The organism is Streptoalloteichus hindustanus (assembly GCF_900129375.1).
Taxonomy (GTDB): domain Bacteria; phylum Actinomycetota; class Actinomycetes; order Mycobacteriales; family Pseudonocardiaceae; genus Streptoalloteichus; species Streptoalloteichus hindustanus.
In genome coordinates, this window is record NZ_FQVN01000001.1 from 348,254 (window position 1) to 374,928 (window position 26,675).

Consider the following 26,675-nt stretch of genomic DNA (forward strand, 5'->3'; position numbering starts at 1 on the left):
CGAATACCGTTAGCGAATCCCGGCTAATGCGTGTCCGGATGGCGGGACGACAGCAGGTCAGCGCACGATCGGGAGCCACGGGGCGAGGTCGGCGCGGCTTCCCGACGCGTCGATCCGGCCGGCGGCGAGGGCGTCGTCCCACCGCAGTCGTCCGGTGGCGAGTTCCAGCCAGGTGCGCGGATCGGTCTGGACCACGTTGGGCGGGGTGCCCCGGGTGTGTCGCGGGCCGGCGACGCACTGCACGGCGGCGAACGGGGGCACGCGCACCTCCACGCTGCGCCCGGGCGCGACGTGTTCCAGGGTGCGCAGGCTGAGCCGGACCGCCGCCGCCAGGTCGGCGCGTGGCGGCTCGTCCGCCTCGCCGTCCAGCCACGGCGCGACGTGGAGCACGGCGGCGCGGAGTTCCTGCGGGTCGACGGTCCGTCGGGGCACGGGGTCAGCCTAGGGAGGGCGGCCCAGGGCGGTCAGCGCGGAGAGGCCAGCCGGTTACCACCGAGAGAGCATTGCCGTGACCTGGTCACTTTGGAAGGGTTCTTTCCGAAGCGCCCCGAGGAGGTGCGATGGCCCGGCGTCGGACCGCACGGCTCGCCCCACGGCTCGTCCCACTGCTCTGCCTCGCCATGGCCCTGCCGATGAGCGCCCCGGTCCCCGCGCGGGCGGGCGACCCGCCGGCCGACGCGCTGGCGGCCGACGTGCTGGCGGTGGACCGCCCCGGCGGGGTCAGCACGATCCCGAACTGGCAGCTCCAGTCCGCCGCCGCGGACCCGTCGCCGGGCGAGGAGGTCTCGCGGCCGGGCTACCGGGCCCCGGGCTGGCTCCGGGTCTCCGCCCGGTCGACGGTGATGGCCGGCCTCGTCGAGAACGGGCGCTACCCAGACCTCAACTACTCCACCAACCTCCGGGACGCCGTCGACCCGGCCGACTTCCGGGTGCCCTGGTGGTACCGGCGGGACTTCCTCGCGTGGCCCCGTTCGGGACGCCACACCTTCCTGCGCCTCAACGGGGGCGTCATCTCGCGCGGCGAGATCTGGCTCAACGGCGAGCGGATCGCCGGGAGCGAGCAGGTCGCCGGCGCCTACCCGGCCCAGGAGATCGACGTCACGTCGCGGCTGCGGCGCGGCCGCAACGCGCTGGCGATCAAGGCGATGCCCGGCGACCCGAACCACGACCTCACGGTGAGCTTCCTCGACTGGAGCCCGTCACCCCCGGACAACAACACCGGCCTCTGGCGGGACGTGCAGCTCGGCACCACCGGGTCAGTGTCCCTTGTGGACAGTCGGGTGGCGTCGAACCTGGCGCTGCCCGGCATGGAACGGGCCGACCTCACCGTCACGGCCGAGGTCCGCAACAACACCGACCGGCCACTGCGGACGGTGGTCTCGGGGCGGATCGACTCGATCCGGCTGCGGCAGGAGGTCGAGCTCCGGCCGCGGGAGACCCGCGCCGTCGACTTCGCTCCCGACGCCTTCCCCCAGCTCGTCGTGCGCCACCCGCGCGTCTGGTGGCCCGCGCAGCTGGGCGACCAGCCGCTCTACCGGCTCGACCTCTCCGCCCGGGTGGACGGCGACCTCTCCGACGAACGGGCCACGACGTTCGGCATCCGAGACGTGCGGGCCCCGCTGACGCCGCAGGGCTACCGCCAGTTCGAGATCAACGGCAAACCGCTGCTCATCCGGGGCGCGGGCTGGGCCTCCGACCTCTTCCTGCGCACCCAGCCGGGACGCCTCGCCGACCAGCTCCGGTACGTCCGGGACACCGGGCTGAACACCCTGCGCATGGAGGGCAAGCAGGAGGACCACGAGCTACTCGAGCTCGCCGACCGGATGGGCGTCATGCTGCTGCCCGGCTGGGAGTGCTGCACGAAGTGGGAGAAGTACGGCACGTGGACCGACGCCGACCACGTCGTGGCGGGGGCCTCGGCGAAGGCCGAGGCGCGGCGGTTGCGCGAGCACCCCAGCGTCATCGCGTTCCTCATCGGCAGCGACACCGCGCCACCGGCCCGCGTGGAGCGGACCTACCTGGAGGCGTTCCGCTCGGTGGGCTGGCGGGCCCCGGTCATCCCGTCCGCCAAGCTGCTGAGCTCACCGGAGCTGGGCTCCTCGGGCATGAAGATGGACGGCCCGTACTGGTGGGTTCCCCCGAACTACTGGTACAACGACCGCCTCGGCGGCGCCTTCGGGTTCGCCTCGGAGGTCGGCCCCGGGCCGACGATCCCCGAGTTGGACGCCCTGCGCCGCTACCTGTCCCCCGCCGAGATCGAGGACCTGTGGCGGAACCCGGACAAGCGGCACTACCACCTCGCGCAGAAGGAGGTCTTCGGGACGCTCCGGCTGTTCGCCCGCGCGATGAACCTCCGCTACGGGCCCCCGAGCGACCGGGACGACTTCCTGCGCAAGGCGCAGTTGATGAACTACGAGGCCAACCGCGCCCAGCTGGAGGCGTTCGGCCGTGACTTCTCCGACCCGGTGCGGCCGGCCACCGGGGTCATCTACTGGATGCTCAACAACGCGTGGCCGACGCTCTACTGGCACCTCTGGGACCACAACCTCTCGCCGGCCGGCTCCTACTTCGGCGCGAAGAAGGCGTTGCGGCCGCTGCACGTCCAGTACTCCTACGACGACCGCTCGGTCGTCCTCGTCAACACCGGCCCCGAGGAGGCGCGGGGGCTGACCGTGCGGTCCACGGTGTTCACTGTGGACGGCGCCGTGGTGGCGGACGGGACAGCGGCCGACAAGGCGGTCGGCAGCGGTTCCTCCGTACGCACGCTGACCACACCACCACCTCCCAGGGGAACGCACCTGCTGCGCCTGTTGCTCCTCGACGCCGAGGGCAGGGAGGTGGACCGCAACGTCTACTGGCTGTCCGACCGCGCCGACGAGCTCGACTACGCGAACTCCACCTGGTGGCACACCCCGATCACGAACGGCGCGGACTACACCGGCCTGCGGGGGATGCCCGAGGCGCGGATCACCACCAGCACCCGGACCGAACACGGGACCGACGGAACGCTGCGCACCACCGTGACGGTGCGGAACCCCGCCGAGAGCGGCCCTGCGGCGTTCTTCCTGCGGGCGAACCTGCGCCGCGGACCGGACGGCGAGCAGGTGTTGCCGGTGCGCTGGAGCGACAACTACGTCACGCTCTGGCCGGGCGAGACCGCCGAGCTGCGGGCCGAGTACCGGGCCGACGACCTCGCGGGCGCCCGCCCCCACGTCGAGGTCACCGGGTGGAACACGGCTCGCGTCGGCTAGCGGTGACCGCCTAGCGGTGGCCGCCCGGGGCCGATGTGCCTAGCGTGGGAGTGATGGCACGTCAGCACGAGCGTCCGCTTCCGTCCGGCAGCCCCATCGAGGACTACGCGTTGCTGTCCGACCTGCGCACCGCCGCGCTGGTCGGCAGGGACGGCTCGGTGGACTGGTTGTGCCTGCCCCGCTTCGACGCCCCGTCCTGCTTCGCCCGTCTGCTCGGCGGGGAGGGCCACTGGCAGATCTGCCCGACCGGCCCCGTCTCGGAGGTCCGACGGCGCTACCGCGACACGTCGATGGTGCTGGAGACGGAGTTCCACACCCAGGACGGCGCGGTCCGGCTGATCGACTCCATGCCGCCGCACCGCAGGGAGCACGAGGACGAGCCCAGCGTGGTGCGCGTGCTGGAGGGGGTGTCGGGCGAGGTTGAGGTCAAGCTGCGCTGGGTGGTGCGCTTCGCCTACGGCGACGCCATTCCGTGGGTGCGCCGGTGCGACAGCGCGGAGGGCCAGACCATCCTGGCGGTGGCCGGCCCGCACACCGTCCTGCTCCGGGGCGACCGACTGCCCTACCGGGCGCGGCACGAGCGCGCCCACGAGGCGGTCTTCACCGTCGCCGCCGGCCAGCGGCTGTCCTGGGTGATGCAGTGGAGCCCGGCGCACAAGCCGATGCCCCCGGCGCTCGACGCGGACCGGTCGACGGAGGAGACCGAGGCGTTCTGGCGCCAGTGGTCCGGGCGGATCAGCTACGACGGCCCGCACGCGGAGGTGGTGCGCCGCTCGCTGACCACCCTCAAGGCGCTCGTCTACGACCCCAGCGGCGGGATCGTCGCCGCCCCCACCACCTCGCTGCCGGAGGCCCCCGGCGGGGAGCGGAACTGGGACTACCGCTACTGCTGGCTGCGCGACGCGACCTTCACCCTGCTGGCGCTGGACAACTTCGGCTGTTCGCAGGAGGCCGAGCGGTGGCGGGACTGGCTGGTGCGCGCGACGGCGGGGGACCCGGCGAACGCCCAGATCATGTACGGCGTCGACGGCGAGCGGCACCTCGTCGAGTGGGAGGTGGACTGGCTGCCCGGCTACGGCGGCGCGCGCCCGGTGCGGGTCGGCAACGCGGCCTTCCGGCAGCTCCAGCTCGACGTCTACGGCGAGGTGATGGACGCGCTGCACCTGGCCAGGGAACGCGGGCTCGAGGAGAGCCCGGAGTCGTGGGCCGTGCAGCGCGGCATGATGCGACACCTGGAACACGTGTGGCAGCAGCCCGACCGGGGTCTGTGGGAGGTGCGCGGTCCGGAGCGGCACTTCACGCACTCCCGCGTCATGGTCTGGGTCGCGTTCGACCGCGCGGTGCGCGCGGTCGAGCAGCACGGCCTCCCCGGTCCGGTGGAGCGGTGGCGCGAGTTGCGCGAGGTCGTGCACGCCGAGGTGCTGCGACAGGGGTGGAACGGCGAGCTCGGCGCGTTCACCCAGTACTACGGGGGCACCGAGCTGGACGCGGCCACCCTGCTCATCCCCGCCGTGGGCTTCCTGCCGGGGGACGACGAGCGCGTGCTCGGCACGCTCGACGCGATCGACCGGACGCTGCGCCACGGCGACCTGATCGACCGCTACTCCACCCGCAGTGGACAGTCGCATGTGGACGGTCTGGTGGGGCGCGAGGCGTCGTTCCTCGCCTGTTCCTTCTGGTACGTCGACGCGCTCGCGCTCGGCGGGCGCCGGGACGAGGCGGAGGCGATGTTCGGCCGGCTGGTGGCGCTGGCCAACGACGTGGGCCTGTTCGCCGAGGAGTACGACGCCGACCGGGGCCGGTTCTGCGGGAACTTCCCCCAGGCGTTCAGCCACCTGGCGCTGGTCAACAGCGCGGCGGTGCTGTTCGGCGGCCGACAGCGTCACGAGCGCGACCGCGCCAACGGGGCGTCGTGAGAACTGCCGCCGAATTCGGGCCGCCCCCTCGATGAGGACGCTGTTGGTGGGGGCACCGTCGACGAGGACGCTGTCCTCGCCCCTCCGGCGGACCCACCTCTCCGCCGCCCCTCAGGTCAGCCCCCACCCGCCCTGGGGGGCGAGCCCCGCTCCAACCTATCCCGCGCCCACCAGGCACCCCAACAGCAGAAACGCGACCTGTGGACAACTGCCCCGCGACCGGCCCGTCGTTCACCCGGCAATGGTGTGACTGTGGACAACCAGCGCCGCCTGTGGACAACTTCCCCGGGCCACGGCCGACATTCGGTATCTTGTGCCCACTACAGGGCTTGCTAGGGGTGGAACCCCCCATTTCCAACGTCTCACGAGAGACCGACAAGAACGGTGACGTGGAGCCCCCTGGACGGGCGAAGAATCCACGAAGACACCCGCGCGGGCGACCGCAGAAGCTGCCGACGCGGAATCGCGCGAGACCACCAGGAGCGGCGCAGGCGGCCGCTGACGTCCCGGAAGATCGACTGACCGAACGTGGTCAGGAGAGCAGGCGGTTGATCTGGTCCGGCGGCCCGGGGCGGGCGAAGTACCACCCCTGCCCGGAGTCGCAGCCGATGTCGTCCAGCCGGCGGGCCTGGGCCTCGGTCTCCACCCCCTCGGCGGTCACCCCGAGCCCCAGCGCGTGCGCCAGCGAGACCAGCGTGCCCACGATGCGCGCGTCGACCACGTGCGAGCCGTCCGCCGCCGACGCCCGCAGGCCCTCGACGAACGAGCCGGCGATCTTCAGCTCGTGCACCGGGAGGTGCCGCAGGTAGGCCAGGTTCGAGTAGCCGGTGCCGAAGTCGTCGATGGCGATCCGCACCCCCATGGCCGACAGCGCGCGCAGGGCGTCCAGCGGCTCGTCGGCGGTGCCCATGACGGCGCTCTCCGTCAGCTCCAGCTGGAGCCGGGTGGCCTCCACCCCGGTGTCGGCGAGGACCTTGGCGACGTCGGCGACCAGACCGGGGTCGCGGGACTGCCGCACCGCGAGGTTCACGCTGATGAACGGCGCGCGCGAGCCGAACCGGTCCTGCCACAGGCGGGCCTGCCGGCACGCCTCGCGCAGCACCCACCGCCCCAGCGGCACGATCTGGCCGGTCTCCTCGGCCAGCCCGATGAACCGGTCCGGCGCGAGCAGGCCGAACTCCGGGTGCCGCCAGCGGACCAGCGCCTCGGCGCCCACCAGCTGGCCGTCGGACAGCCGCACCAGCGGCTGGTAGTCCAGGTAGAACTCGCCGCGCTCGATGGCCGCCGGCATGGTGGCCGACAACGTGAACCGGGCGACCTCGCGGGCGTTGCGCTCCGGGTCGAACAACGCCCACTTGGCCTTGCCGTCGGACTTGGCCCAGTAGAGCGTGATGTCCGCGTCCCGCATGACGTCGGCCGGAGTCGTGCCCTGGACGGGGCGTTCGACCAGGCCGATGCTGGCCGAGACGGCCAGCTCGTGCTCCCCGACCCGGATCGGGGCCTCCAGCGCGGCCAGCACGTGGTCGGCGATGGTGACCACGTCCTGGGTGCTGCCGGAGCGCTCGACCAGGATGATGAACTCGTCGCCGCCGATCCGGGCGACCAGCCGGCCCGGCGCGGAGACGCAGGCGTCCAGCCGCTGGCCGACCGCCACCAGGAGCTGGTCGCCGACGTCGTGGCCCAGGCTGTCGTTGATGACCTTGAACCCGTCGAGGTCGAGGTAGCACAGGCCGACCCGGCCGTCCCGGCCGCCGGTCTCGAACGCCCGGGAGAGCCGGTCGAGGAACAGCGCCCGGTTGGGCAGGCCGGTGAGCGGGTCGTGCAGCGCCTGGTACCGCAGCCGCTCCTGGAGCAGGTGCCGGTCGGTGACGTCCTCGATCATCGCCACCTGGTACGTGGGGTTGCCCCGGTCGTCCCGGATCAGCGAGGTGGTCAGGTGCGTCCAGATGACCTCGCCGTCGCTGCGGAAGAACCGCTTCTCCACCCGGAAGTGGTCCCGCTGCCCCTGGACCAGCTCGTCGTAGAGCCGCCACACGCTGGCCGCGTCCTCGGGGTGCATGAAGTCGCGGACGTTGCGCTGCCGCAGCTCCTCCAGGCTGTAGCCCATCATGTCGAGCAGCGAGGCGTTGGCGTCGAGGATGCGGCCGGCCACGTCGCCGACGCCGATCCCGGTCGCCGCCTCGGCGAACACCGCGCGGAACCGGGCCTCGCTGGCCCGCAGCGCCTGCTCGGTCTGGTCCCTGGCGACGAACACGGCCTGGCTGATCGCCTCCTGCTCGTCGAGGGTGCGCTGCCGCAACGCCTCGGCGTAGCCGCCGGCCAGCGCGCCCTGCACGGCGGCCACCCGCTCGACGGCGCGCTCCCGGCCGGGGCAGGCGTCCCCGGTGAGGCCGAGCCGGGCCGGCAGGTCGGTGGCGAGCAGCGCCACCGTGCGGGTGAGGGTCTCGGTCCCGGTGAAGTGCGCGGCCACCATCGCCGCGCCGACCTCCCGCGCGGGCGCGGGGTCGAACGGCTCGGCGAGCAGCGCGGTGACGAGCTGCCTGGTCAGCCCGGCCAGGTGCTGCTCGACCTCGGAACGGCTCATCGAGACGTAGCTCGTCCCGGCGACGGCCTCGGCCCAGGCCAGGGCGAAGCCGAGCACGACGTCCGCGTGGCCGGTGACGTCGTCGTCGGCGGCACCGCCGCCGACCGCCCCCCGCCCGGCGAGCGCGGCCAGGCCGAGGCGGTGCCTCGGTTCCGGGATTCCCTCGGCCGGGCGGCTCACGGCGTGCGCCCCACCCCGGCGAGCACGCCGAACCGGCTGGGGTCCGGGTCGGGCGCGTCGGCCGGCTCCGGCCGCCACTCCGGCAGGTAGACCACCCCGGGCGGGACCAGCTCGTAGCCCGCGAGGAGGGCGGCGACCGCCGCCGGGGAGCGCAGGGCGAGCGGCGTGGCGCTGCGGGCGTAGAGCTGCTTCATGCTGGCACGACGCTCGTCGGCCGCGTCGGTCCCGTGCGAGAGCAGCAGGTAGCTGCCGGACGGGCCGGCGTTCCGGTAGCGGGCGATGATGCCGGCGGGGTCGCCGGAGTCCGGCACGAAGTGCAGCAACGCCATCATCAGCACGGCCACCGGCTGGTCCGGGTCGATGAGCCGGCGCGTCTCCGGGGCGGCGAGCACCGCGTCGGGGTCGCAGGCGTCGGCCTGGACGACCGCCGCGTGCTCGTTGCCGGCGAGGATGGCCCGGCTGTGGGCGACGGCGACGGGGTCGTTGTCCACGTAGACCACCCGGGCGGCGGGGTCGACCGCCTGCGCCACCTCGTGCACGTTCCCCACGGTCGGGATGCCCGACCCCAGGTCCAGGAACTGCCGGATGCCGTCGTCCAGGCAGTAGCGCACCGCCCGCCGCAGGAACGCCCGGTTCGCCCGGGTGATCTCCGGCAGCTCGGGCACGATGCGCAGGGCCTGCTCCGCCAACGCGCGGTCCACCGCGAAGTTGTGCGAGCCCCCCAGCCAGTAGTCGTAGACCCGCGCCGCGCTCGGCCGCTCCACGTCCACCTCGACCGGGGCCCACGTCGGTCTGTCCACGTCTTCCCTCCCGGTGCGCACACCACAGGGTCACACTCTGCGTCCTACTCCTGCGTACCCGATGTCCCGGCGCGGGTGCTCGTCCGTCGTCCGTGGCGTGTCGGGCCGCCACTCCGCCAGGCGGGTCACCCCGGGGTCGACGAGCTCGAAACCGGCGAGCAGGGCCGTGACCTCGGCACGCGACCGCAGCGTGAAGCGCTGCGCGCTGCTCGCGTAGAGAGCGGCCACCCGGGACACCTGCTCGCCGACGGCCTCGTTGTCCGAATCGCCGGTGAGGTGCGAGAGCACGAGGTGGCTCCCCGGCGCCATGGCCTCCCGGTAGCGGCCGATGACGTGGACCGGGTCGTCGGAGTCTGGCACGAAGTGCAACGACGCCACCATGAGTACCGCCACCGGCCGGTCCAGGTCGAGCAGACCCGTCACTTCGGGCGACGGGAGCACCCGTTCGGGGTCGCGGAGGTCGGCGTGCAGGATCTCGGCCCCGGGCACGTCGGCGAGCATCACCCGACTGTGGGAGACGGCGACCGGGTCGCTGTCCACGTAGACCACCCGCGCGGCGGGGTCGACCGCCTGCGCCACCTCGTGCACGTTCCCCACGGTCGGGATGCCCGACCCCAGGTCCAGGAACTGCCGGATCCCGCTGGCCAGGCAGTACCGCACCGCCCGCCGCAGGAACGCCCTGGTCGCGCGCATCGCGGCCGGCAGCTCGGGCACGATGCGGACCGCGCGCTCCGCCAACGCGCGGTCCACCGCGAAGTTGTGCGACCCGCCCAACCAGTAGTCGTGGACCCTGGCCGCGCTCGGGCGGTCCAGGTCCACGTCCTCGGGGAGGCCCCGCGACCCCGTGGCCACGGAGGTCATGGTTTCCGCCCCACCCCGGCGTAGCCGGCGAACCGCTCCGGGTGGTCGTCGGCCGCGTCCCCGACCTCCGGGCGCCACCGGGGGAGCGGGACGAGGCCCGGCTCGACCAGCTCGAACCCGTCGAGCAGGGCGGCGACCTCCGCGTGCGAGCGCATGCGCATCGGGGTGCGGGTGCGGGCGTAGAGCCGCTGGTGCGGCTCGGCCCGCTCGGGCCGCCCCTCGTGGGTGGCGTGCGAGAGCACCAGGTGGCTGCCCGGCGCCATCTCCTCGGCGTAGCGGGCGACGACGGCCGCGGGGTCGTCGGCGTCCTGGACGAAGTGCAGGACCGCCACCATGAGCAGGGCCAGCGGCTCGTCCGGGTCGAGCAGCTCGCGGACCGCGGGCGCGGCCAGGACCGCGTCCGGGTCCCGCAGGTCGCCGTGGACCACGGCGGTGCGCCCCTCCCGGGGGAGGATCGCCCGGCTGTGGACGACCGCCACCGGGTCGAGGTCGACGTAGACGACGCGGCAGCCGGGGTCGACCGCCTGCGCCACCTCGTGCACGTTCCCCACGGTCGGGATGCCCGACCCCAGGTCCAGGAACTGCCGGATCCCGCTGGCCAGGCAGTACCGCACCGCCCGCCGCAGGAACGCCCGGTTGGTCCGCATGATGCGGGGCAGGTCCGGCCAGAGCTGGACGGCCTCCGCGGCGAGCTCGCGGTCCACCGCGAAGTTGTGCGACCCACCCAGGTAGTAGTCGTAGACCCTGGCCGCGCTGGGACGGGCCAGGTCGATGTCACCGGGCGCCCAGTCGGGACGGTCCACTGGTCGCTCCTCACTCCGCTGTCGCCGGCCCCCAGGGCCCTCCCGAGCATAGGACTGACGTTTGATTCACTCCAATGAGGAGCTCCGTCACATTGCGTAACCACTCGTCCGGCTGAGCCGGTATCGCCCGTCCGTCCCCGGCCGATCGTCGGGTGATCCCCCTCCCGATCGTCCAGCACCGCGTCCCGGCCGCCGCGCGCCCCCTCTTTATCGCACGACCGTGTTAAATTAGTTCCCTGGTCGACGCGTCCGAGGGGGGCGGCGTGCCGAGAAGGGGGCCCGGATGCTGGAAGTGATCGGAATCGTGCTGGTGGTGCAGGGGGTCCTGTCCCTGTTCACCGATCCCGTGCTGATGCGGTGGGCGAGCGGCCACCAACCGTGGGCCGGTGTCGTGGTGGGACTGGTCGGGCTCGCTCTGGCGGCCGCCGGCGCGGCCCGACGGAAGAAGGCCGACTGAGCCGGCGACGACACTTTCCGGAAAGACGTCGGCCGTCCGGCCGCCCGGTCCCGTCAGCCGCGCGTTCACCGGAACGACCGCACGACATCGCCCGGCCGGCGGTTGGCGCGCCACCGGGCGGCCAGCACGGCGGAGGGCGGGTCCCACCCGGGGACCCGCCCTCCCACCGTTCAGCGCCTCCGGTCATGCCGACCGGCGAACCGGGGCGCGGGCGCCTCAGTCGAACAGCGCCCCCATCGAACAGCCCTCAGTCGAACAACGCGGGGAGCGTGCCCTCCCAGGTGTCCCGCAGCTCGTCCAGGCCGAACGTCGCCACGTCCTGGATCTCCAGCGCCCGCGACTCCGGGTCGACCACGCCGATCCGGCTCCACGGCAGGCCGCGCGCGGTGCACATGTCCGTGAACCGCAGCTCCTCCGTGCGCGGCACCGCCACGAGCGCCCGGCCGGCGGACTCGGCGAACAGCCACACGAACGGGTCCGCGTCCGGGGGCAGCACGACCCGGCACCCGGTCTGGCCGGCCAACGCCGCCTCGACCAGGGCCTGGGCCAACCCGCCCTCGGCGAGGTCGTGCGCCGCCGACACCATGCCGTCCCGGGAGCCGGCCACCAGCACCTCGGCCAGCAGGCGCTCCGCCGCCAGGTCCACCTTCGGCGGCCGACCGCCGAGGTGGCCGTGCGTCACGTGCGCCCACTCCGAGCCGCCGAACTCGTCGCGGGTCTCCCCGAGCAGCAGCAGGGTCTCGCCGGCCTCGGCGCCGAAGCCGGTCGGGATGCGCCGCCGCACGTCGTCGATCACGCCGAGTACGCCCACGACCGGCGTGGGCAGGATCGCCGTGTCACCCGTCTGGTTGTAGAAGCTGACGTTGCCACCGGTGACCGGGATTCCCAGCTCCCGGCAGCCGTCGGCCAGGCCGCGCACCGCCTGCTGGAACTGCCACATCACGCCGGGGTCCTCGGGCGAGCCGAAGTTCAGGCAGTTGGTGACCGCCAGCGGCGTCGCGCCGGTCACGGCGACGTTGCGGTACGCCTCGGCCAGCGCGAGCTGCGTGCCCGTGTACGGGTCCAGCCGCACGTACCGGCCGTTGCAGTCGGTGGAGACCGCCACGCCCCGGCCGGTCTCCTCGTCGATCCGGACCATGCCGGAGTCGGCGGGCTGGGCCAGCACGGTGTTGCCCCGCACGTAGCGGTCGTACTGGTCGGTGACCCACCGCCGCGAGCACAGGTTCGGCGAGGAGATCATCCGGAGCAGGGTCTCCCGCAGCTCCGCCGGCGTGCCCGGCCGGGCCAGCCGCTCCGGGCCGTCGGCGACCAGGTCGTCCTGGCTGGCCGGGCGCTCCACCGGCCGCTCGTACACCGGGCCCTCGTGGGCCACGGTGCGCGGCGGCACGTCCACCACGGTCTCGCCGTGCCAGGTGATCTCCAGGCGACCGGTGTCGGTCACCTCGCCGATCACCGTGGCCGGAACGTCCCACTTCGCGCAGACCCGCAGGAACGCGTCCACGTCGGCGGGGCGCACGACCGCGCACATCCGCTCCTGGGACTCGCTGGACAGGATCTCCGCCGGGGTCATGCCCTCGGCGCGCAACGGCACCCGGTCCAGCTCCACGCGCATGCCGCCGTCACCGGCCGAGGCCAGCTCCGAGGTCGCGCAGGACAGGCCCGCGCCGCCGAGGTCCTGGATGCCCACGACCAGCCCGGAGCGGAACAGCTCCAGGCAGCACTCGATGAGCACCTTCTCGGTGAACGGGTCGCCCACCTGGACGCTGGGCAGCTTCTTGCGGCCGGCGCCCGACTCGTCGCCGGAGAAGGTGTCCGACGCGAGCACGGACACGCCGCCGATACCGTCGAGCCCGGTGCGCGCGCCGAAGAGGATCACCTTGTTGCCGGTGCCCGACGCGTGCGCCAGGTGCAGGTCCTCGACCCGCATCGAGCCCACGCACAGGGCGTTGACCAGCGGGTTCCCCGCGTAGGACGCGTCGAACACGACCTCGCCGCCGATGTTGGGCAGGCCGAGGCAGTTGCCGTAGCCGCCGACGCCGGCGACCACGCCGGGCAGCACCCGGCGGGTGTCCGGGGCGTCGGCCGGGCCGAACCGCAGCGGGTCCATCACCGCGACCGGGCGGGCGCCCATCGCCAGGATGTCGCGCACGATGCCGCCGACGCCGGTCGCCGCGCCCTGGTAGGGCTCGACGTAGGACGGGTGGTTGTGCGACTCCACCTTGAAGGTGACCGCCCAGCCGTCGCCGATGTCCACCACGCCGGCGTTCTCGCCGATGCCGGCCAGCATCCTGGCCCGCATCTCCTCGGTGGTGGTCTCCCCGAAGTACCGCAGGTGCACCTTGGAGGACTTGTAGGAGCAGTGCTCGCTCCACATCACCGAGTACATCGCCAGCTCGGCGTCGGTGGGCCGACGGCCGAGGATCTCCCGGATCCGGGCGTACTCGTCGTCCTTGAGCCCCAGCTCCCGGTGGGGCTGGGGGTGGTCGGGGGTGGCCGCCGCGTGCTGGACGGTGTCCACGGGCGCGCCGACCCGGCCGTCGTTGTCGGTCGTCTGTGTCGTGCTACCGCCGGTCATGCCGCCACCAGTGCGTCGAGAACGGACAGGAACATGCCGAGACCGTCGTCGCTGGGGCCGGTCAGGGCGTCGATGGCGTGCTCGGGGTGCGGCATCAGGCCGACGATCCGACCGGTCGGGTCGGTGATGCCGGCGATGTGGTTCAGCGCGCCGTTGGGGCTGTCAACGCCCAGGTGCCGCTTGAGCGCCTGGCCGGGCTCCGGCTCGTCCACGACGTACCGGAAGACGACGCGGCCCTCCCCCTCCAGCTCGTCCAGGGTGGCCGCGTCGGCGACGTAGCGGCCCTCCATGTTCTTCAGCGGGACGAGGATCTCGGCGCCGCGCTCGTAGCGGGAGGTCCACGCGGTGGCGTTGTTCTCCACCCGCAGCCACTGGTCCCGGCACACGAAGTGCAGGCCCGCGTTGCGCACCAGCGCGCCGGGCAGCAGGCCCGACTCGCACAGGATCTGGAAACCGTTGCAGATGCCCAGCACGGGCATGCCCCGCCTGGCGGCGCGGACGACCTCGCCCATCACGGGCGCGAACCGGGCGATGGCCCCGGCCCTGAGGTAGTCGCCGTAGGAGAAGCCGCCGGGGACGACGACGGCGTCCACACCGCGCAGGTCGGCGTCGGCGTGCCAGAGCGGCACGGCCTCGGCGGCGCCGTCCCGGCCCGCCAGCCGGACCGCCCTGGCGGCGTCCACGTCGTCCAGGGTGCCGGGGAAGGTGATGACGCCGACGCGGGTCATGCGTCCACCCGGCGGACGACCCAGTCCTCGATGACCGGGTTGGCGAGGAAGGTCTCGGCGATCTTGGCGAGCGTGGCGTCGTCGACGGAGTCGTCGACCTCCAGCTCGAAGTGCTTGCCCTGACGAACGGAGGTCACTCCGTCGAAGCCCAGCCGCGGCAGCGCGTTGGCCACCGCCTGACCCTGCGGGTCGAGGATCTCCTGCTTGGGCATGACGTCGACGACGACTCGGGCCACTCTTGGGTCTCCCGGGTTCAGGAAGTGCCACGACCGCGGCACTCCGGTCGGCGGTACGGCCGCAGAGTACCTGAGCTGCGCGTTCGCCCTGCGCGAGAGGTCTGGCGGCGGGGCTGGGCGGCCCGGGAGGGTGGGCCCATGCGAGTTCTCGTACTGGGTGGAACGGTGTTCCTGTCGAAAGCGGTGGCGGCCGAGGCGGCGCGTCGGGGCCACGAGGTGGTGTGCGCCGCGCGCGGCGAGTCCGGGGCCGTGCCGGAGGGGACGCGGCTGGTGCGGGTGGACCGGAACGCGCCGGACGCCTACGCGCCGTTGGCCGGGGAGCGGTTCGACGCCGTGGTCGACGTGGCGGTGATGTCCTACCGGTGGGTGTCGGAGGCGTTGGACGCGCTCGCGGACCGGGCCGGCCACTGGACCTTCGTGTCGTCGGTCAGCGCCTACTCCGACACGTCCCGGCCGGGGCTGTCCGTCGACGCGGCGCTGCACGAGCCGTACACCGAGGAGGTGCCGGAGTCCCGACCGGAGCTGGCTCCCGAGCTCTACGGGCGGATCAAGGTGGCCGGGGAGAACGCGGTCCGCGACCGGGTCGGGGACCGCGCGTTCGTCGTGCGCCCCGGACTGATCACCGGCCCGGGGGACAGCTACGACCGGTTCGGCTACTGGCCGGCACGGATGTCGCGCGGCGGCCGGGTCGTCGTCCCCGACGCGCCCACCCAGCCCACGCAGTACGTCGACGTCCGGGACCTGGCGGACTGGATCGTGGACGCGGCCGAGGGCCGGCTCGTGGGCACGTTCGACGGGGTCGGACCGGCCCAGCCCCTCGGCGAGTTCCTGCGGGAGGTCGCCGACCTCGTCGCGCCCGACGACGTGGAGCTGGTCCCGGTGTCGCCGGAGGCCCTGACGGCCGCCGGCGTCGGGCCGTGGTCGGGCCCGAAGTCACTGCCGCTGTGGCTGCCGCCCGCGTTGCACGGGCTGACCGCCCACGACGCGACCCCCTCGCTCGCGGCCGGCCTGCGGCCCCGCCCGCTGGCCGACGCGGTGGCCGCCGCCCTGGCGCACGAGCGGGCGTTGGGGCTGGACCGGCCGCGGACGGCCGGTCTGACGGTGGCAGAAGAAAACGAATTGCTTTCGGCTCTTGACTGAACGTTGATCTTTGCCCCAAATGGATGACAGCGGTACGCCGCGGTAACGGTGGCCCGCCGTCCCGACGATCCTCCGATCGGACGCGCTGACCGGGGGTTCGTGGAGCTTCTGGGGGACGTGCGGCCGCGAGGACGGCGAGCGACGAGCTCACCGAGGACGAGGCCCCGCCGGGAAGCCCCCCGACCGGTGGGGCCTCGTCATGTCCGCCTGCCGCCCGGACGACGGACCACCGACGACCAGCGACCGACGACCAGCGACCGACGAGCGACGACGGGCAGGCCGATGACGGACGACCGGCGAGCCCCGTGCGACGGGGCGCGCCGGCCAACGCGGGTTCTCCCCGCTGGCGGACACGAGTCGGCCCGGTGGCCGACCGCCGGGCGTCGCCCTCGCTGACGCCCCTCGCGGTCGGACCACCGGGCCGAGCCGGTGTCAGAGCAGCGAACGGATCTGCGCCGCGACCAGGTCGATCCGGACGCCCTGGTTCGGACAGCCGCCGAAGTGGTGCAGCCCGATCACCTTGTGCGTCCTGCGCGACAGCACGGGCGAGCCGGACGAGCCGCCCTCGGTGTCACACATGTACGAGATGTCGGCCTGCTTCGAGCTGCCGTCCACCTTGACCGCCTTGACCTGGCAGTTCCCCGACGGCGACTTGTCGTCGGTGAGGGCGAGCTTCTTCAGCTGCCCGCGCGGGTGCTGCACGATGTACATCTCCTCGCCCACCGCGGGCACCCGGACGTCGAGCTCCAGGTTGCCGAACGACTTGATGGACGCGAACTTCTGCACGTCGAACAGGGTGAAGTCGAGCCCGGAGTTGGTCTTCAGGACCGAGTTCGCGAGCACCTTGGTCACCGGGCCGCTGCCGCTGCCACCGCAGGTCGGGCACTGGTAGTTGAACCAGACCTCGGTCTTCTTGGCGGTCGCGGTGTCGGCGAAGCAGTGGTTGTTGGTCAGCATCCGGTTCTTGTCGCCGACCCGCCAGCCGGTGCACAGCGAGCGCCCGTTCATCAGCAGCCGGGCGACCGGCGGGGTCTTGCTGAACTCCTTGGGGTTGCTGGACTTGTAGCAGACAGCGTCCTTGTAGTTGTTGTTGCCGCAGATGCTGAACACCTGGAAGGAGCGCCGGTTGGCCTCCTCCTCCTCGGTGTAGCCCCGCGTGATGCGGTCCACGGCGACGCGGCTGTCCCGGCTCGGGGCCGCGCCGTTCCCGGCCCGCACGCTCACGACGGCGGTGTCACCGGTGACGGACAGCGCCCAGAAGCCGCTGTCGTCCTGGCTGCCGGGGGAGTCGTCGGGGCGGGCGTGTCGGGGCTCGGCCGAGTAGGTGTGGACCTCGGACCGGTCGGGGCTGGCCACCGTGACCTGGTCCCCGGGACGCAGGTTCAGGTCGGACAGGTGGACCTTCACGTACCAGGCGCCGGGACGCCGGATGGTCGTGCTGGCGGCGTCGCCGCCCACCGCGACCGACACGGCCTCCTCGGTGCCGACCTCCTCGGCCGCCTGGTCGCGCCCCTGGGCGGGGGCGGCCACGGCCGGGGCGGTCTCGGCCGCGCCCAGCCCGGTGGCGGGCAGGGCCACCGCCGAGGCGGCGAGAACCGGCGTGGCGCCGAGCAGGGCGGTGACGATCAGCCGTAACGATGTCCGCACGAGATCACCTCTCCGTGTGAGCAGGGGGTACACACAGGGCGAATCTTGCTGGCGGAGCGTGACTGCCGTCACCCGCCAATCGTTGGGACTTGCTGCCCCGACTGGGTGGCGTACAACTCGGTGCGACCGCCGCTTCCGGATGCCAGGATCAGTCGGATGGGACGGGGAACCCCGGGGAGGTCGGGATGCGGATCGTCCACTTCGGACACGCCTGCGTGCTGCTGGAGATCGGCGACACGCGCCTGCTGATCGATCCCGGCACGCTGTCCAGCGGTTTCGAGGCGCTGCGCGGGCTGGACGCGATCCTGTTCACGCACGCGCACGCGGACCACCTCGACCTGGGCCGTCTGCCCGCGCTGGTGGACGCCAGTCCCGACGCGGTGATCGTCGCCGATCCCGGATCGGCCGAACAGATCAGCGACCATGGGCTGAACTGCCGTACGGCACGGCCGGGTGACGTCCTCTCATCGGGCGATGTCCGGATCGACGTGGTTGGCGGAGAGCACGCGGTCATCCATCCGGACCTGCCCGGAATCCCTAACGTGGGTTACCTCGTTGGTCACGGTGCGTTCCTGCACCCGGGCGACTCGTTCGTCCGCCCGGAGCGACCGGTCGACGTGCTCGCGCTGCCCACGGGCGCGCCGTGGCTCAAGGCCGCCGAGGCGGTCGACTACCTCCGGGCCGTGCGGCCCCGGGTGGCGGTGCCCGTCCACGAGGCCGTGCTGGCCTCGCCGCAGCTCCACTACACGCTGTTCGAGCGGCTCGCGCCGGAGGGCACCGAGGTGCGGGTGCTCCGCCACGGCGAGCCGGCCGAGGTGTGAGGGCGAGGGGACGCCGCGTCCGGCGGCAGCCGGCGACGACCGGCAGTCGGCGGTCGGCAGTCGGCGGCGACGCTCAGCGCCGTCGACCCGCCCCGGAAGGCGCCTCGGGAAGCGGGCGAGCGGGGCTGACGAACTCCGCGTACGTCGTGGGCTCGGCGCCGTGGTGCAGGGCGATGTCCACCGCGTCCAGCACGGCCTGACGCGGACCCGGCCGCGCCAGGTCGGCGGCGTCGACCCCGAGCCGCACCAACCCGCCCCGCCGGGCGGCGCGCGCCACCCCCAGCACCAGGGCCCAACACCACCAGGGCTCGGCCACGTCGCCACGGCCGACGCCGTGCACCCGCGCGCGGTGCACGGCACCCGAGCGCAGGTCGTGCACGGCGGTCGCCTCCGCGCAGACCGCGAACCCGTGCCGGCGCAACGCCGCGCGCGTGCCGGGCGAGGCGAGCCAACGGGGCGGGGCGAAGCAGTCCGTGCTCAGCTCCAGGCGCTCCAACGCGGCCCGGGCCGCGAGCAGGCGCAGGCCGGCCTCGTGCGTGGGCAGGGCCGCGAACTCGCCCCGACGCCAGAGCCGCGCCCCCGGAACCCACCCGCCGTCCGAGCGGTCGGGATGCGCGAACCCGTGCAGCACCAGGGCGTCGCCCACGGACTGGCGCAGGCGCACCCAGCGCAGCGCCGGCGACCCGGGATCGGTCCGGTCGCCGTGCGCGGGCCGGGGCGTCAGCAGCAACGAGAGCGGCACCGCGCGCCGGTCGAGGTCGGCGGCCAGCTCCGCGCAGCGCCGCACCGTCCGGCCGGCGATGCCGGACAGCGAGACCACGAGCCTGGTGGGCACATACCCATGACGCCGCACGGCGGTGACGGTGGCCTGGCCACCGGGTGACCAGGCGATACCGATCCGGCGAACTCCGGTCGGAACCGGCGGCCGCCCCAGCCCCCGGCTCCTCGGCCCCGGCCGTCAGCCCCTCGGCGCCGGCCAGTCCGCCAACGAGCGACCGGAGATCATCTCGTACGCCTCGACGTAACGCGCCCGGGTGGCGGCCACGACCTCGTCCGGCAGCGCCGGCGGCGGCGCGTCGGACGCCCGGTCCCAGCCCGAGGCGGGCGAGGTCAGCCAGTCCCGCACGAACTGCTTGTCGAACGAGGGCTGCACCCGGCCCGGCTGGTAGCCCTCGGCCGGCCAGAACCGCGACGAGTCCGGCGTGAGCACCTCGTCGGCGAGCACCAGACCGCCCTCGGGCGCGACGCCGAACTCGAACTTGGTGTCGGCCAGCAGCACCCCGCGCCCCGCGGCGTGCTCCGCCGCCCGCGCGTAGATCCCCAGGGTGAGCGCCCGCAGCCGCTCCGCCCGCTCCCGGCCGACGGACGCGACCACCGCGTCGAAGCTGACGTTCTCGTCGTGCGCGCCGATCTCCGCCTTCGTCGCCGGGGTGAAGATCGGCTCCGGCAGGCGGTCGGACTCCGCCAGCCCCGGCGGCAGCTCGATGCCGCACACCGCGCCGGTCCGCCGGTAGTCGGCCAGACCGGAGCCGGTGAGGTAGCCGCGGGCCACGCACTCCACCGGCAGCATCTCCAGCCGGCGCACGAGCAGCGCCCGGCCACGCACCTCGTCCGGGATGCGCTCGTCGTCCCACGCCACCAGGTGGTTGGGCACCACGTCGGCCAGCAACTCGAACCAGAACACGCTCATCGCCGTGAGCACCCGGCCCTTGTCCGGGATGGGCGTGGGCAGCACGTGGTCGTAGGCCGAGATCCGGTCCGAGGCGACCAACAACAGGTGCTGGTCGTCCACGGCGTGAAGCTGGCGGACCTTGCCGGCGGCGATCTGCGGGTAGTCGGCGAGCGAAGCCACGCGGCAACCCTAAGCCGCCCCGCCCCACCAGCGTGAACGGCCCCTTCTCGAAACACTGCCCCAGTTGTCCGCGCCATCTCCCGGCCCGGGCCCCGAGCGCCCGCCGACGAGCCCTCGACGGCACTTCCCCCGAACATCACCCGGGCGGGCGAAGCGACCCCGCGCTTTTCTGTCAGACCCCCGTGAGACGTTGGAAATGGGGGGATCCCCTCTACATAACTCTGTAGTGGGGTGACTGTTCGCGAGAACCGCGGAGGGGGCGCCCGACACCGGGCGCCCCCTCCGACGCGAAGCCCTCAGAAGCCCTCAGGGACGGGTGTCGAGATCGCCGATGACCGACGGCGCGACGTGCTCGCCGCTGCCCCAGATGTCGTCAGTCTCCTGGAGGTAGTTGGAGCGCCGCTCCTTGTCCTCCTCCCGCTGCCCGCCGGCCGCTCCCGCCATCGGAGCCGCGCCGCCCGCGATCCCCGCGGCCGGTCCCCGACCACCCGCCGGGCCGGCCGCTCCGACTGGCCCGACCGGTGCCCCACCCGCGACCGGTCCCGCGGCGGACAGCGCGCCGGGACCCACCGGACCGCGAGGAGCCGGACCCGCGCCAGCGGCCCCCGCCGCACCACCGCTCCCGATGCCCGGGCCGACTCCTCCACCGCCGCGCGGTCCGCCACCGGGGCCTCCGGAACCACCGGGGCCGCCGGCGCCCTGAGCACGCGGATCGGGCGTGGCGGCGGGCCCGCCAGCAGACGGGCGACCCGTCGGCGGGCCGGACGGAGTGCGCGGCGCGCTGGTGGACGGGCTCGGCCCTCCCTGGTTGTGACCGGGGTTCAGGACACTGGTGATGCGCCCGCTGGACGGCGGGAGGGGCGACTTCGGGGTGTTGCTCTGCGGCGTGATCGTCGGAGCCTTGGGCTGGTTCGTCGTTCCGGTACGACCCCCGCCGGGGTTCGGGCCGCTGGACGGGACCGCGGGCGAGGGCGGCGGAGGAATCGGGCGTCCACCGGACGACTGGGGATTCCCGGAGCCGGGCCCGAGCGGGCCGCTGCCGGCCCCCGCCGGGCCGGCGGCCGCGGTGCTCGTCGACGCGCTGGTGGGGCTGATCGGGTTGTACTCGACCCCGCCCCGCATGCCCGCGACCATCGACTGGGCCGACGCGATGCCCGTCGTGCTGACCCGGCCGCCACCACCGGTCGCACCGACGTCGGTGGCCACGATCGGCGCGGGCACGAACGCTGGAAGGCCGGCCATGGTCGTCGTGACGTTGCTGTCATACGCCTTGGCCAGGTCGCGGGCCCGCTCCTCGGCCTGCCGCGCCGACTCCTCCTGCTTCTCCTTGTCGGTCTTCATGCCGAACAGGTGCGACAGGCCGCGCTCCAGCGCGTTGTCCGTCGCGGTGACGTGCACGGGAGCCGGCATCTTGGCCTTGATGTCGTCGTAGGACCTGGCCAGCTCGGCCGCCCCGTCACCCACCTTGGCCGAGACGTCCTTGGCGTCCCGCGCGAACTGGGCCAGCGGGGAGACGCCGTTCTTCATCGCCTCGGCGGCGCCGCCCTCCCACACCGCGTCGGTCTCCCGCAACGCGCCGTCGATCAGGTCGCTCACCTTGTCGAACTGCGTGCCGATCCCCTGCTGCCAGGTCCGCACGGAGTTCGCCACCGACTCGCTGGACCCACCGGTGAACCAGCCGTGCAACGTCGGATGGCTGATCGCGTCCCAGTTCGTCCCGGACGTCATCCCACTCATCGCCGCAACCCCCTCATCCCCCCGCCGGCAGATTCCCCAACACCTCGGCCACGACCGTCTCACCATAACCACAGGGATTTCCCTGGGCTCTGCTCCTGGAGCTGACAGAACCAACGTGAACAACCAGCACCTGGTCGTCCGCCACTCCTGCCATGACACTACAGATGGTGCTCGCGAAATCCGTCCACACGACTGGAAAGCCGGACGCCTCACTGCTCTTGAAGTTGTCGTACGCCTTCTGCCTCGCGTAGTACTCGCTGAGTCCCTTTCCTTTCGTGTCAGGGCTCAACGTCACCCTGATGTCACCCGACCAGGTGCACTTGTCTTCGCCCCACCCCGACTTTCCGGGCCTGCTCGCCGTCGGCAGTCCCAATGCTCGGAGCTGGCTCTCCGTCAGCAACGCGCACGGATCAGCGCCCCGGAGCTTCTTGGGATTGCTCACCCTTGGAGTGGAACCGCCCTGTCGCGCTGATGTCGGGTCAGCGCCGGTCGACGCGGCACTCACCGGATTCGGCGCACCGCCAGTCACGCTCGTGCAGCCAGCCAGCATCGCCCCGGCAACGAGCAGCAGTCCGGTTACCCGAAACCGAACTGCTCCCGGGGAAACCCGGATCAACTTCGCCGAGCTGGCACGCCCACTCACCGCACACACCCGCTCATCCGCCGGCAGGCAGGTTCTTCAACACCTCTGCCGCGATCCGCTCCCCGAACGCACAGGTGTCCTTGTGCTCCACCTTCCGGCTCACGTTGTTCGCGTACTGGACCAACAGGAGCTGGTCCTCCGCCACCCCGACGTTCACGTTGCAGCGAATCTCACCGAAGTCGGCCCGAACAGCCGGGTAGCCGGCAACGGTGCTCGCCTCGAAATTGTTGTAGCTGCTCTTCCTCAGGTACACCTCGGTCAACCCGCGACGCTTCGTGTCCGGCGCGACGGTCACCCTGATCGCGTCGGACCAGGTGCACAACGTCTCTCCCCACGGCGCCTGGTCCGGTTTGCCCGACTGCGCCGCACCCAACTCACGGAGCTGGTTCGGCGTCAGAAGTTGACACGGATCCATCCCACGCAGGTTCTTGGGATTCGAAACACGGGGCGCACCACCACTCGCCGAGGGGGAAACACCAGTAGACGAGGTGGATCCTTGCCCGCTTCCGGTTTTCGTGGTCGGCGTCCCGCCAATCACGGAACCGCATCCTGCCAACGCGGTGGATCCGACGAACAACAGCGCGATGACACGAAGACGGAGAAACCGCATACTAGGACCTCGTCGGCAGGTGGTCGTTTTCCTGGTACAGCCCCAGCGACCGGTCTATCTGGTCGATCACAGACTGCAGCGCCTTGATCGTGCTGTCGATCGCCATGGTCAGCGAGCCCTGGTCCGCCGTGGCCTTCTCCGCCAGCTTCTGCACCGCTTGCCCACTCGCCGGGTCCTCTCCCGGCGCCCGGGTCTGCCGGAGGAGGTAGGCGATGCTCATCGCCCTGTTCATCTCGTCGATCGCCTCTTGGAACTTGGCCTTGAGGCGTGGGGCGTCCTCGGTGCGTACGCTGAACCTGGCGACCGGTGCGCCGACGGGCGCGCCCGAGGCGCCAGCCGTCTGGGTGGCCGCGTGGACCCCCTCGACCGCGCCGGCGGCAGCGGCCCCGAACCCCGCGGGCACGGGCGCGACCAGGTTCAGCCAGCCCCCGTCTGTCGACATGGCTCCTCCCCCGATTGGTTGCGGTGCCCGACCCAGTGTGCCGGGCGATCACCGCGCGTGGCGTCGAGTTGGCGGAAGACGCTGGTCATACCGACCGCACCAGCTCGTGGAGCAGGTCGACGAGCCGGTGGTGGTCGACCGGGGCGACGGTCAGCCAGCCAGAGCGCTCGTAGAACGCGTACCGGCCGCGGGCCGTGTCGGTGACCGTGACGACCCACGGGGCGCGCGTCCTGGCGCCCCAGCGGTCCCAGGAGGCCGCACCGAACTGCCCCGCCGCCACCCGGTCGCCGCCGACCATGTCCACCAGCAGGCGGGCGTCGCCCGGTCGCACGCCCGCGTCCAGCAGCGCCGACTCGAAGGCGTAGTCGTCCCCGCCTTCGCGGTTCGCCTCCTCCACCGCGCCGCTGGGCACGTTCACCGCGGTTCCCGGACCGGGCGGCACGGCGGGCAGCAGACCGAGCACGGCCTCCACGAACGCCGTGTCCCGGACGAGGTCCAGGTGGACCACCCCGTCGAAGAGCACGGCGAGGATCCCGGTCTCGGCCCGCACCGCCGACAGCGCCCTGAGCTCGTGCCCCGGCCCCGCCGACCACCGCAGGTCGACGGCGACCGAGGGCTGCGCGACCACGCGCAGCGCGAGATCGAGATCCGGGTGCACGGAGCCGTCCGAGGCGGCGAGCTGACGCCCGCACAACGCGTCCCACGCCCGGTCGTCGAGCTGGCCGGCCTCGTCGAGTGTGCCGCCCTGCTCCGCCAGCGCCAGGACGAGCGGTCTCGCGCCCAGCCCCAGACGACGCCACAGCACGTTGAACTCGGCCCGGTCCAGCGCAATCGGCACGACGTTGGCCCCCTCCGGCGTCCGCTGGTCGTCCCCATCCTGCCGCGCGGCGTGTGGGATCGGGATCAGGCCCAGCGGTGAACCGTGAACGCGTCGCCGACCGAGATGGTGCCCGGCCGGACGACGGCCGCCTTCATGCCGAACAGCACGCCGCCCTCGTCGGCGTCCCGTCGGTAGGTCGCCAGGGTGCGGGTGGGCTCGGGGCCGGCCCGGCGCCCGGTCTCCTGGTCGACGGTGGGCACAACGCACCGCTTGCACCGCTTCTCGTAGCCGATCTCCACCTCGCCGACCAGGGCCGACCGGACGTCGTCCTCGGCGTGGGGCTCGTCCCAGCCGGCCAGGACGACGTTCGGCCGGAACCGGTTCATCGGCAGCGCCGCGACGCCCCGCTCGGCGAGGCGCCGGTTCAGCTCGGCCAGCGACGCCAACGAGGTGACCAGCAGTGCGTGGCCGTCGGCGAAGCCGGCCGTGCCACCGGTCTCGCCGGAGCTGACCCGGGCGTGGTCCGGCGGCACGCGGACCAGCCGGCAGTCGACGCCGAGGACCGCGCCGAACCACGCGGCGGCGTCATCACCCTGGTCGACACCCGGACCGGTGAAGGAGAACACCGTCACGTCCCGGCGCGGGCCGTCCTCGGCCACGGGCACCTTGAGGTCCTCGACTCCGGGAGCGCCGAGCACGAGCGTCGCGCCGTCGTCGAGCACCCGGGGCTGGACGGTGGCCATCGCCGGGAGCTGCCGCTGGCTCAGGAACCGACCGGTGTCCGCCGCCACGAGCATGAACTCCCGGTCGTGGCGCAGCCCGCGCGCGGTCACCTCCGCCCGGTCCACCGCCGTGCCCGCGCACCCCTTGACCGGGTAGTACGCGAGGGCGTGGACCGCGATCGACGGCCCGGTCACAGGATCGGGGCCGGGGCGTAGGCCGCGGCCTCCGGGTGGCGGGCGACGACCTCCTCCACCCGTCGGACGACCTCGGCGACCTGGGCGGCGGCGGCGCCGGTGAACGGCAGCCGGTCGGCGAGCAGCGCGTCGAGCTCGCCCCGGTCCAGCGGGACGCGCTCGTCGGCCGCCAGCCGGTCGAGCAGGTCGTTGCGCTCGGCGCCCTTCTCCCGCATCGCCAGCGCGGCGGCCACCGCGTGCTCCTTGATCGCCTCGTGGGCGGTCTCCCTGCCGACCCCGGCTCGCACGGCCGCCATCAGCACCTTGGTGGTGGCCAGGAACGGCAGGTAGCGGTCCAGCTCCCTGGCGACCACGGCGGGGAAGGCGCCGAACTCGTCCAGGACGGTCAGGAACGTCTCGACCAGGCCGTCGAAGGCGAAGAAGGCGTCGGGCAGGGCCACGCGGCGCACCACCGAGCACGACACGTCGCCCTCGTTCCACTGGTCGCCGGCCAGCTCGCCCACCATGCCGGCGTAGCCGCGCAGGATGACGGCGAGGCCGTTGACCCGCTCACACGACCGGGTGTTCATCTTGTGGGGCATGGCGGAGGAGCCCACCTGGCCGGGCTTGAAGCCCTCGGTGACCAGCTCGTGCCCGGCCATCAGCCGAATGGTCTTGGCCAGCGAGGACGGCGCGGCGGCGAGCTGGACGAGGGCGGTGACCACCTCGAAGTCCAGCGACCGCGGGTAGACCTGGCCGACGCTGGTGAACGCGTGGGCGAAGCCCAGGTGGGCGGCGACCCGGCGCTCCAGCTCGGCCAGCCGGTCGGCGTCGCCGCCGAGGAGGTCGAGCATGTCCTGGGCGGTGCCGACCGGCCCCTTGACGCCCCGCAGCGGGTACCGGGCGAGCAGCTCCTCCAGCCGGCCGAGGGCGACGAGCAGCTCGTCGGCGGCGGTCGCGAAGCGCTTGCCCAGGGTGGTGGCCTGCGCGGCGACGTTGTGCGAGCGCCCGGCCATCACCAGCTCGCCGTGCTCGGCGGCCAGCCGCGCGAGCCGGGCCAGCAGGGCCACGCACCGGTCCCTGACCAGTTCCAGGCTCAACCGGACCTGGAGCTGCTCGACGTTCTCGGTGAGGTCGCGCGAGGTCATCCCCTTGTGCACGTGCTCGTGCCCGGCGAGCGCGTTGAACTCCTCGATCCGGGCCTTCACGTCGTGCCGGGTGACCCGCTCGCGCTCGGCGATGGAGGCGAGGTCGACCTGCTCCAGCACCCGCTCGTAGTCGGCGAGGGCCTGCGCGGGCACGTCGATGCCGAGGTCGGCCTGGGCGCGCAGCACGGCGAGCCAGAGGCGGCGCTCCAGCACCACCTTGTGCTCCGGGGACCACAGTCGGGCCAGCTCGACGGAGGCGTAGCGGGCGGCGAGCACGTCGGGGATGCGCGGCTTCGACACGGGGTGCAGCCTAGGCGTTGACGTCGGCGGCCGCCCTCGGGGTCGTCGGCGACGCCCCAGGTCAGACGCGTCGGCACCGGGCAGGCGGCGGGCGGCGGGCGGCGGGCGGCGTCGCGAGCGGGCCCGGACGCGGCCGAAGCGGTCAAGCCGCCCGAACCCGACGTTCGGCGGGTTCCGGCGGGTGGCGGGGTCCCGACACTGGCTGTCACCGGCGCGACGACGCCCCCT

23 protein-coding genes are annotated in these 26,675 nt (G+C 73.1%); 5 read left to right on the forward strand and 18 right to left on the reverse strand.

Annotation, left to right across the window (positions count from 1 at the left end):
* Positions 1 to 57: 57 nt before the first annotated feature.
* Complete coding sequence (locus BUE43_RS01745) at positions 58 to 432, reverse strand: sterol carrier family protein (protein ID WP_073479533.1); 375 nt, start codon at positions 430 to 432, stop codon at positions 58 to 60.
* 128 nt (positions 433 to 560) lie between these two features.
* Here BUE43_RS01745 and BUE43_RS01750 point away from each other — a divergent pair, with 128 nt between their 5' ends.
* Positions 561 to 3,251 carry a glycoside hydrolase family 2 protein gene (locus tag BUE43_RS01750; RefSeq protein WP_073479534.1) on the forward strand — a complete coding sequence of 897 codons (2,691 nt, stop codon included), beginning with the start codon at positions 561 to 563 and terminating at the stop codon, positions 3,249 to 3,251.
* 53 nt (positions 3,252 to 3,304) lie between these two features.
* Positions 3,305 to 5,167 carry a glycoside hydrolase family 15 protein gene (locus BUE43_RS01755; protein ID WP_073479535.1) on the forward strand — a complete coding sequence of 621 codons (1,863 nt, stop codon included), beginning with the start codon at positions 3,305 to 3,307 and terminating at the stop codon, positions 5,165 to 5,167.
* Between the two features lie 532 nt (positions 5,168 to 5,699).
* Here the strand turns inward: BUE43_RS01755 and BUE43_RS01760 are convergent.
* Genes BUE43_RS01760 through BUE43_RS01775 form a run of 4 tightly spaced genes read right to left on the reverse strand, consistent with a single transcriptional unit; the run spans position 5,700 to position 10,395 of the window.
* On the reverse strand, positions 5,700 to 7,931 hold the full coding sequence (locus BUE43_RS01760) for a putative bifunctional diguanylate cyclase/phosphodiesterase (protein WP_234995481.1): 2,232 nt from the start codon (positions 7,929 to 7,931) through the stop codon (positions 5,700 to 5,702).
* Positions 7,928 to 8,731, reverse strand: a complete 804-nt coding sequence (locus BUE43_RS01765; protein WP_073479536.1) for an SAM-dependent methyltransferase — start codon at positions 8,729 to 8,731, stop codon at positions 7,928 to 7,930. Before BUE43_RS01765 ends, BUE43_RS01760 begins: the two co-directional genes overlap by 4 nt.
* Before the next feature lie 30 nt (positions 8,732 to 8,761).
* A complete protein-coding gene (locus tag BUE43_RS01770) occupies positions 8,762 to 9,592 on the reverse strand; it encodes an SAM-dependent methyltransferase (protein ID WP_073479537.1) in 831 nt (276 codons plus the stop codon).
* The gene (locus BUE43_RS01775) at positions 9,589 to 10,395 is read right to left on the reverse strand and encodes an SAM-dependent methyltransferase (RefSeq protein ID WP_073479538.1); all 807 of its coding nucleotides are present in this window, start codon (positions 10,393 to 10,395) and stop codon (positions 9,589 to 9,591) included. Before BUE43_RS01775 ends, BUE43_RS01770 begins: the two co-directional genes overlap by 4 nt.
* Before the next feature lie 283 nt (positions 10,396 to 10,678).
* Here BUE43_RS01775 and BUE43_RS34580 point away from each other — a divergent pair, with 283 nt between their 5' ends.
* Positions 10,679 to 10,852, forward strand: a complete 174-nt coding sequence (locus BUE43_RS34580) for a hypothetical protein (protein WP_200797335.1) — start codon at positions 10,679 to 10,681, stop codon at positions 10,850 to 10,852.
* Positions 10,853 to 11,099: 247 nt separating this feature from the next.
* Here BUE43_RS34580 and purL read toward each other — a convergent pair whose 3' ends face one another.
* From purL to purS, 3 genes are read right to left on the reverse strand one after another with little or no spacing between them, the layout of a single operon-like run.
* A complete protein-coding gene (purL, locus tag BUE43_RS01780) occupies positions 11,100 to 13,427 on the reverse strand; it encodes a phosphoribosylformylglycinamidine synthase subunit PurL (RefSeq protein ID WP_073479539.1) in 2,328 nt (775 codons plus the stop codon).
* Entirely contained in the window at positions 13,424 to 14,155 is a 732-nt protein-coding gene (gene purQ, locus BUE43_RS01785; protein WP_073479540.1) for a phosphoribosylformylglycinamidine synthase subunit PurQ, read from the reverse strand. The genes purL and purQ overlap by 4 nt, the downstream gene beginning before the upstream one ends.
* Positions 14,152 to 14,391, reverse strand: coding sequence for a phosphoribosylformylglycinamidine synthase subunit PurS (gene purS / locus BUE43_RS01790; RefSeq protein ID WP_073479541.1), 240 nt, complete (start codon positions 14,389 to 14,391; stop codon positions 14,152 to 14,154). The genes purQ and purS overlap by 4 nt, the downstream gene beginning before the upstream one ends.
* Positions 14,392 to 14,529: 138 nt before the next feature.
* Here purS and BUE43_RS01795 point away from each other — a divergent pair, with 138 nt between their 5' ends.
* A complete protein-coding gene (locus BUE43_RS01795; RefSeq protein ID WP_073479542.1) occupies positions 14,530 to 15,531 on the forward strand; it encodes an NAD-dependent epimerase/dehydratase family protein in 1,002 nt (333 codons plus the stop codon).
* A gap of 432 nt (positions 15,532 to 15,963) precedes the next feature.
* Here the strand turns inward: BUE43_RS01795 and BUE43_RS01800 are convergent, their stop codons facing one another.
* Positions 15,964 to 17,178, reverse strand: a complete 1,215-nt coding sequence (locus BUE43_RS01800; protein WP_143173896.1) for a trypsin-like serine peptidase — start codon at positions 17,176 to 17,178, stop codon at positions 15,964 to 15,966.
* A gap of 185 nt (positions 17,179 to 17,363) precedes the next feature.
* Between BUE43_RS01800 and BUE43_RS01805 the strand changes: the two genes are divergently transcribed.
* Positions 17,364 to 17,999, forward strand: coding sequence for an MBL fold metallo-hydrolase (locus tag BUE43_RS01805; RefSeq protein WP_073479543.1), 636 nt, complete (start codon positions 17,364 to 17,366; stop codon positions 17,997 to 17,999).
* A gap of 73 nt (positions 18,000 to 18,072) precedes the next feature.
* Here the strand turns inward: BUE43_RS01805 and BUE43_RS01810 are convergent, their stop codons facing one another.
* From BUE43_RS01810 to purB, 9 genes are all read right to left on the reverse strand, one after another.
* Complete coding sequence (locus BUE43_RS01810; protein ID WP_073479544.1) at positions 18,073 to 18,834, reverse strand: DUF2334 domain-containing protein; 762 nt, start codon at positions 18,832 to 18,834, stop codon at positions 18,073 to 18,075.
* Between the two features lie 123 nt (positions 18,835 to 18,957).
* Positions 18,958 to 19,851: a phosphoribosylaminoimidazolesuccinocarboxamide synthase gene (locus BUE43_RS01815; RefSeq protein WP_073479545.1), complete on the reverse strand. Its 894-nt coding sequence runs from the start codon at positions 19,849 to 19,851 to the stop codon at positions 18,958 to 18,960.
* A gap of 306 nt (positions 19,852 to 20,157) precedes the next feature.
* On the reverse strand, positions 20,158 to 21,588 hold the full coding sequence (locus tag BUE43_RS33220; RefSeq protein ID WP_159447672.1) for a hypothetical protein: 1,431 nt from the start codon (positions 21,586 to 21,588) through the stop codon (positions 20,158 to 20,160).
* 13 nt (positions 21,589 to 21,601) lie between these two features.
* Positions 21,602 to 22,138 carry a DUF3558 domain-containing protein gene (locus BUE43_RS01825; protein ID WP_073479547.1) on the reverse strand — a complete coding sequence of 179 codons (537 nt, stop codon included), beginning with the start codon at positions 22,136 to 22,138 and terminating at the stop codon, positions 21,602 to 21,604.
* A 106-nt stretch (positions 22,139 to 22,244) separates the two neighbouring features.
* The gene (locus BUE43_RS01830) at positions 22,245 to 22,841 is read right to left on the reverse strand and encodes a DUF3558 domain-containing protein (protein ID WP_073479548.1); all 597 of its coding nucleotides are present in this window, start codon (positions 22,839 to 22,841) and stop codon (positions 22,245 to 22,247) included.
* A 1-nt stretch (position 22,842) separates the two neighbouring features.
* On the reverse strand, positions 22,843 to 23,283 hold the full coding sequence (locus BUE43_RS34010) for a hypothetical protein (protein ID WP_073479549.1): 441 nt from the start codon (positions 23,281 to 23,283) through the stop codon (positions 22,843 to 22,845).
* Positions 23,284 to 23,368: 85 nt separating this feature from the next.
* Positions 23,369 to 24,121: an ESX secretion-associated protein EspG gene (locus BUE43_RS01840; RefSeq protein ID WP_073479550.1), complete on the reverse strand. Its 753-nt coding sequence runs from the start codon at positions 24,119 to 24,121 to the stop codon at positions 23,369 to 23,371.
* Between the two features lie 65 nt (positions 24,122 to 24,186).
* Positions 24,187 to 25,020: an MOSC domain-containing protein gene (locus BUE43_RS01845; protein ID WP_073479551.1), complete on the reverse strand. Its 834-nt coding sequence runs from the start codon at positions 25,018 to 25,020 to the stop codon at positions 24,187 to 24,189.
* On the reverse strand, positions 25,017 to 26,447 hold the full coding sequence (gene purB, locus BUE43_RS01850) for an adenylosuccinate lyase (protein ID WP_200797336.1): 1,431 nt from the start codon (positions 26,445 to 26,447) through the stop codon (positions 25,017 to 25,019). The genes BUE43_RS01845 and purB overlap by 4 nt, the downstream gene beginning before the upstream one ends.
* Positions 26,448 to 26,675: the final 228 nt, after the last annotated feature.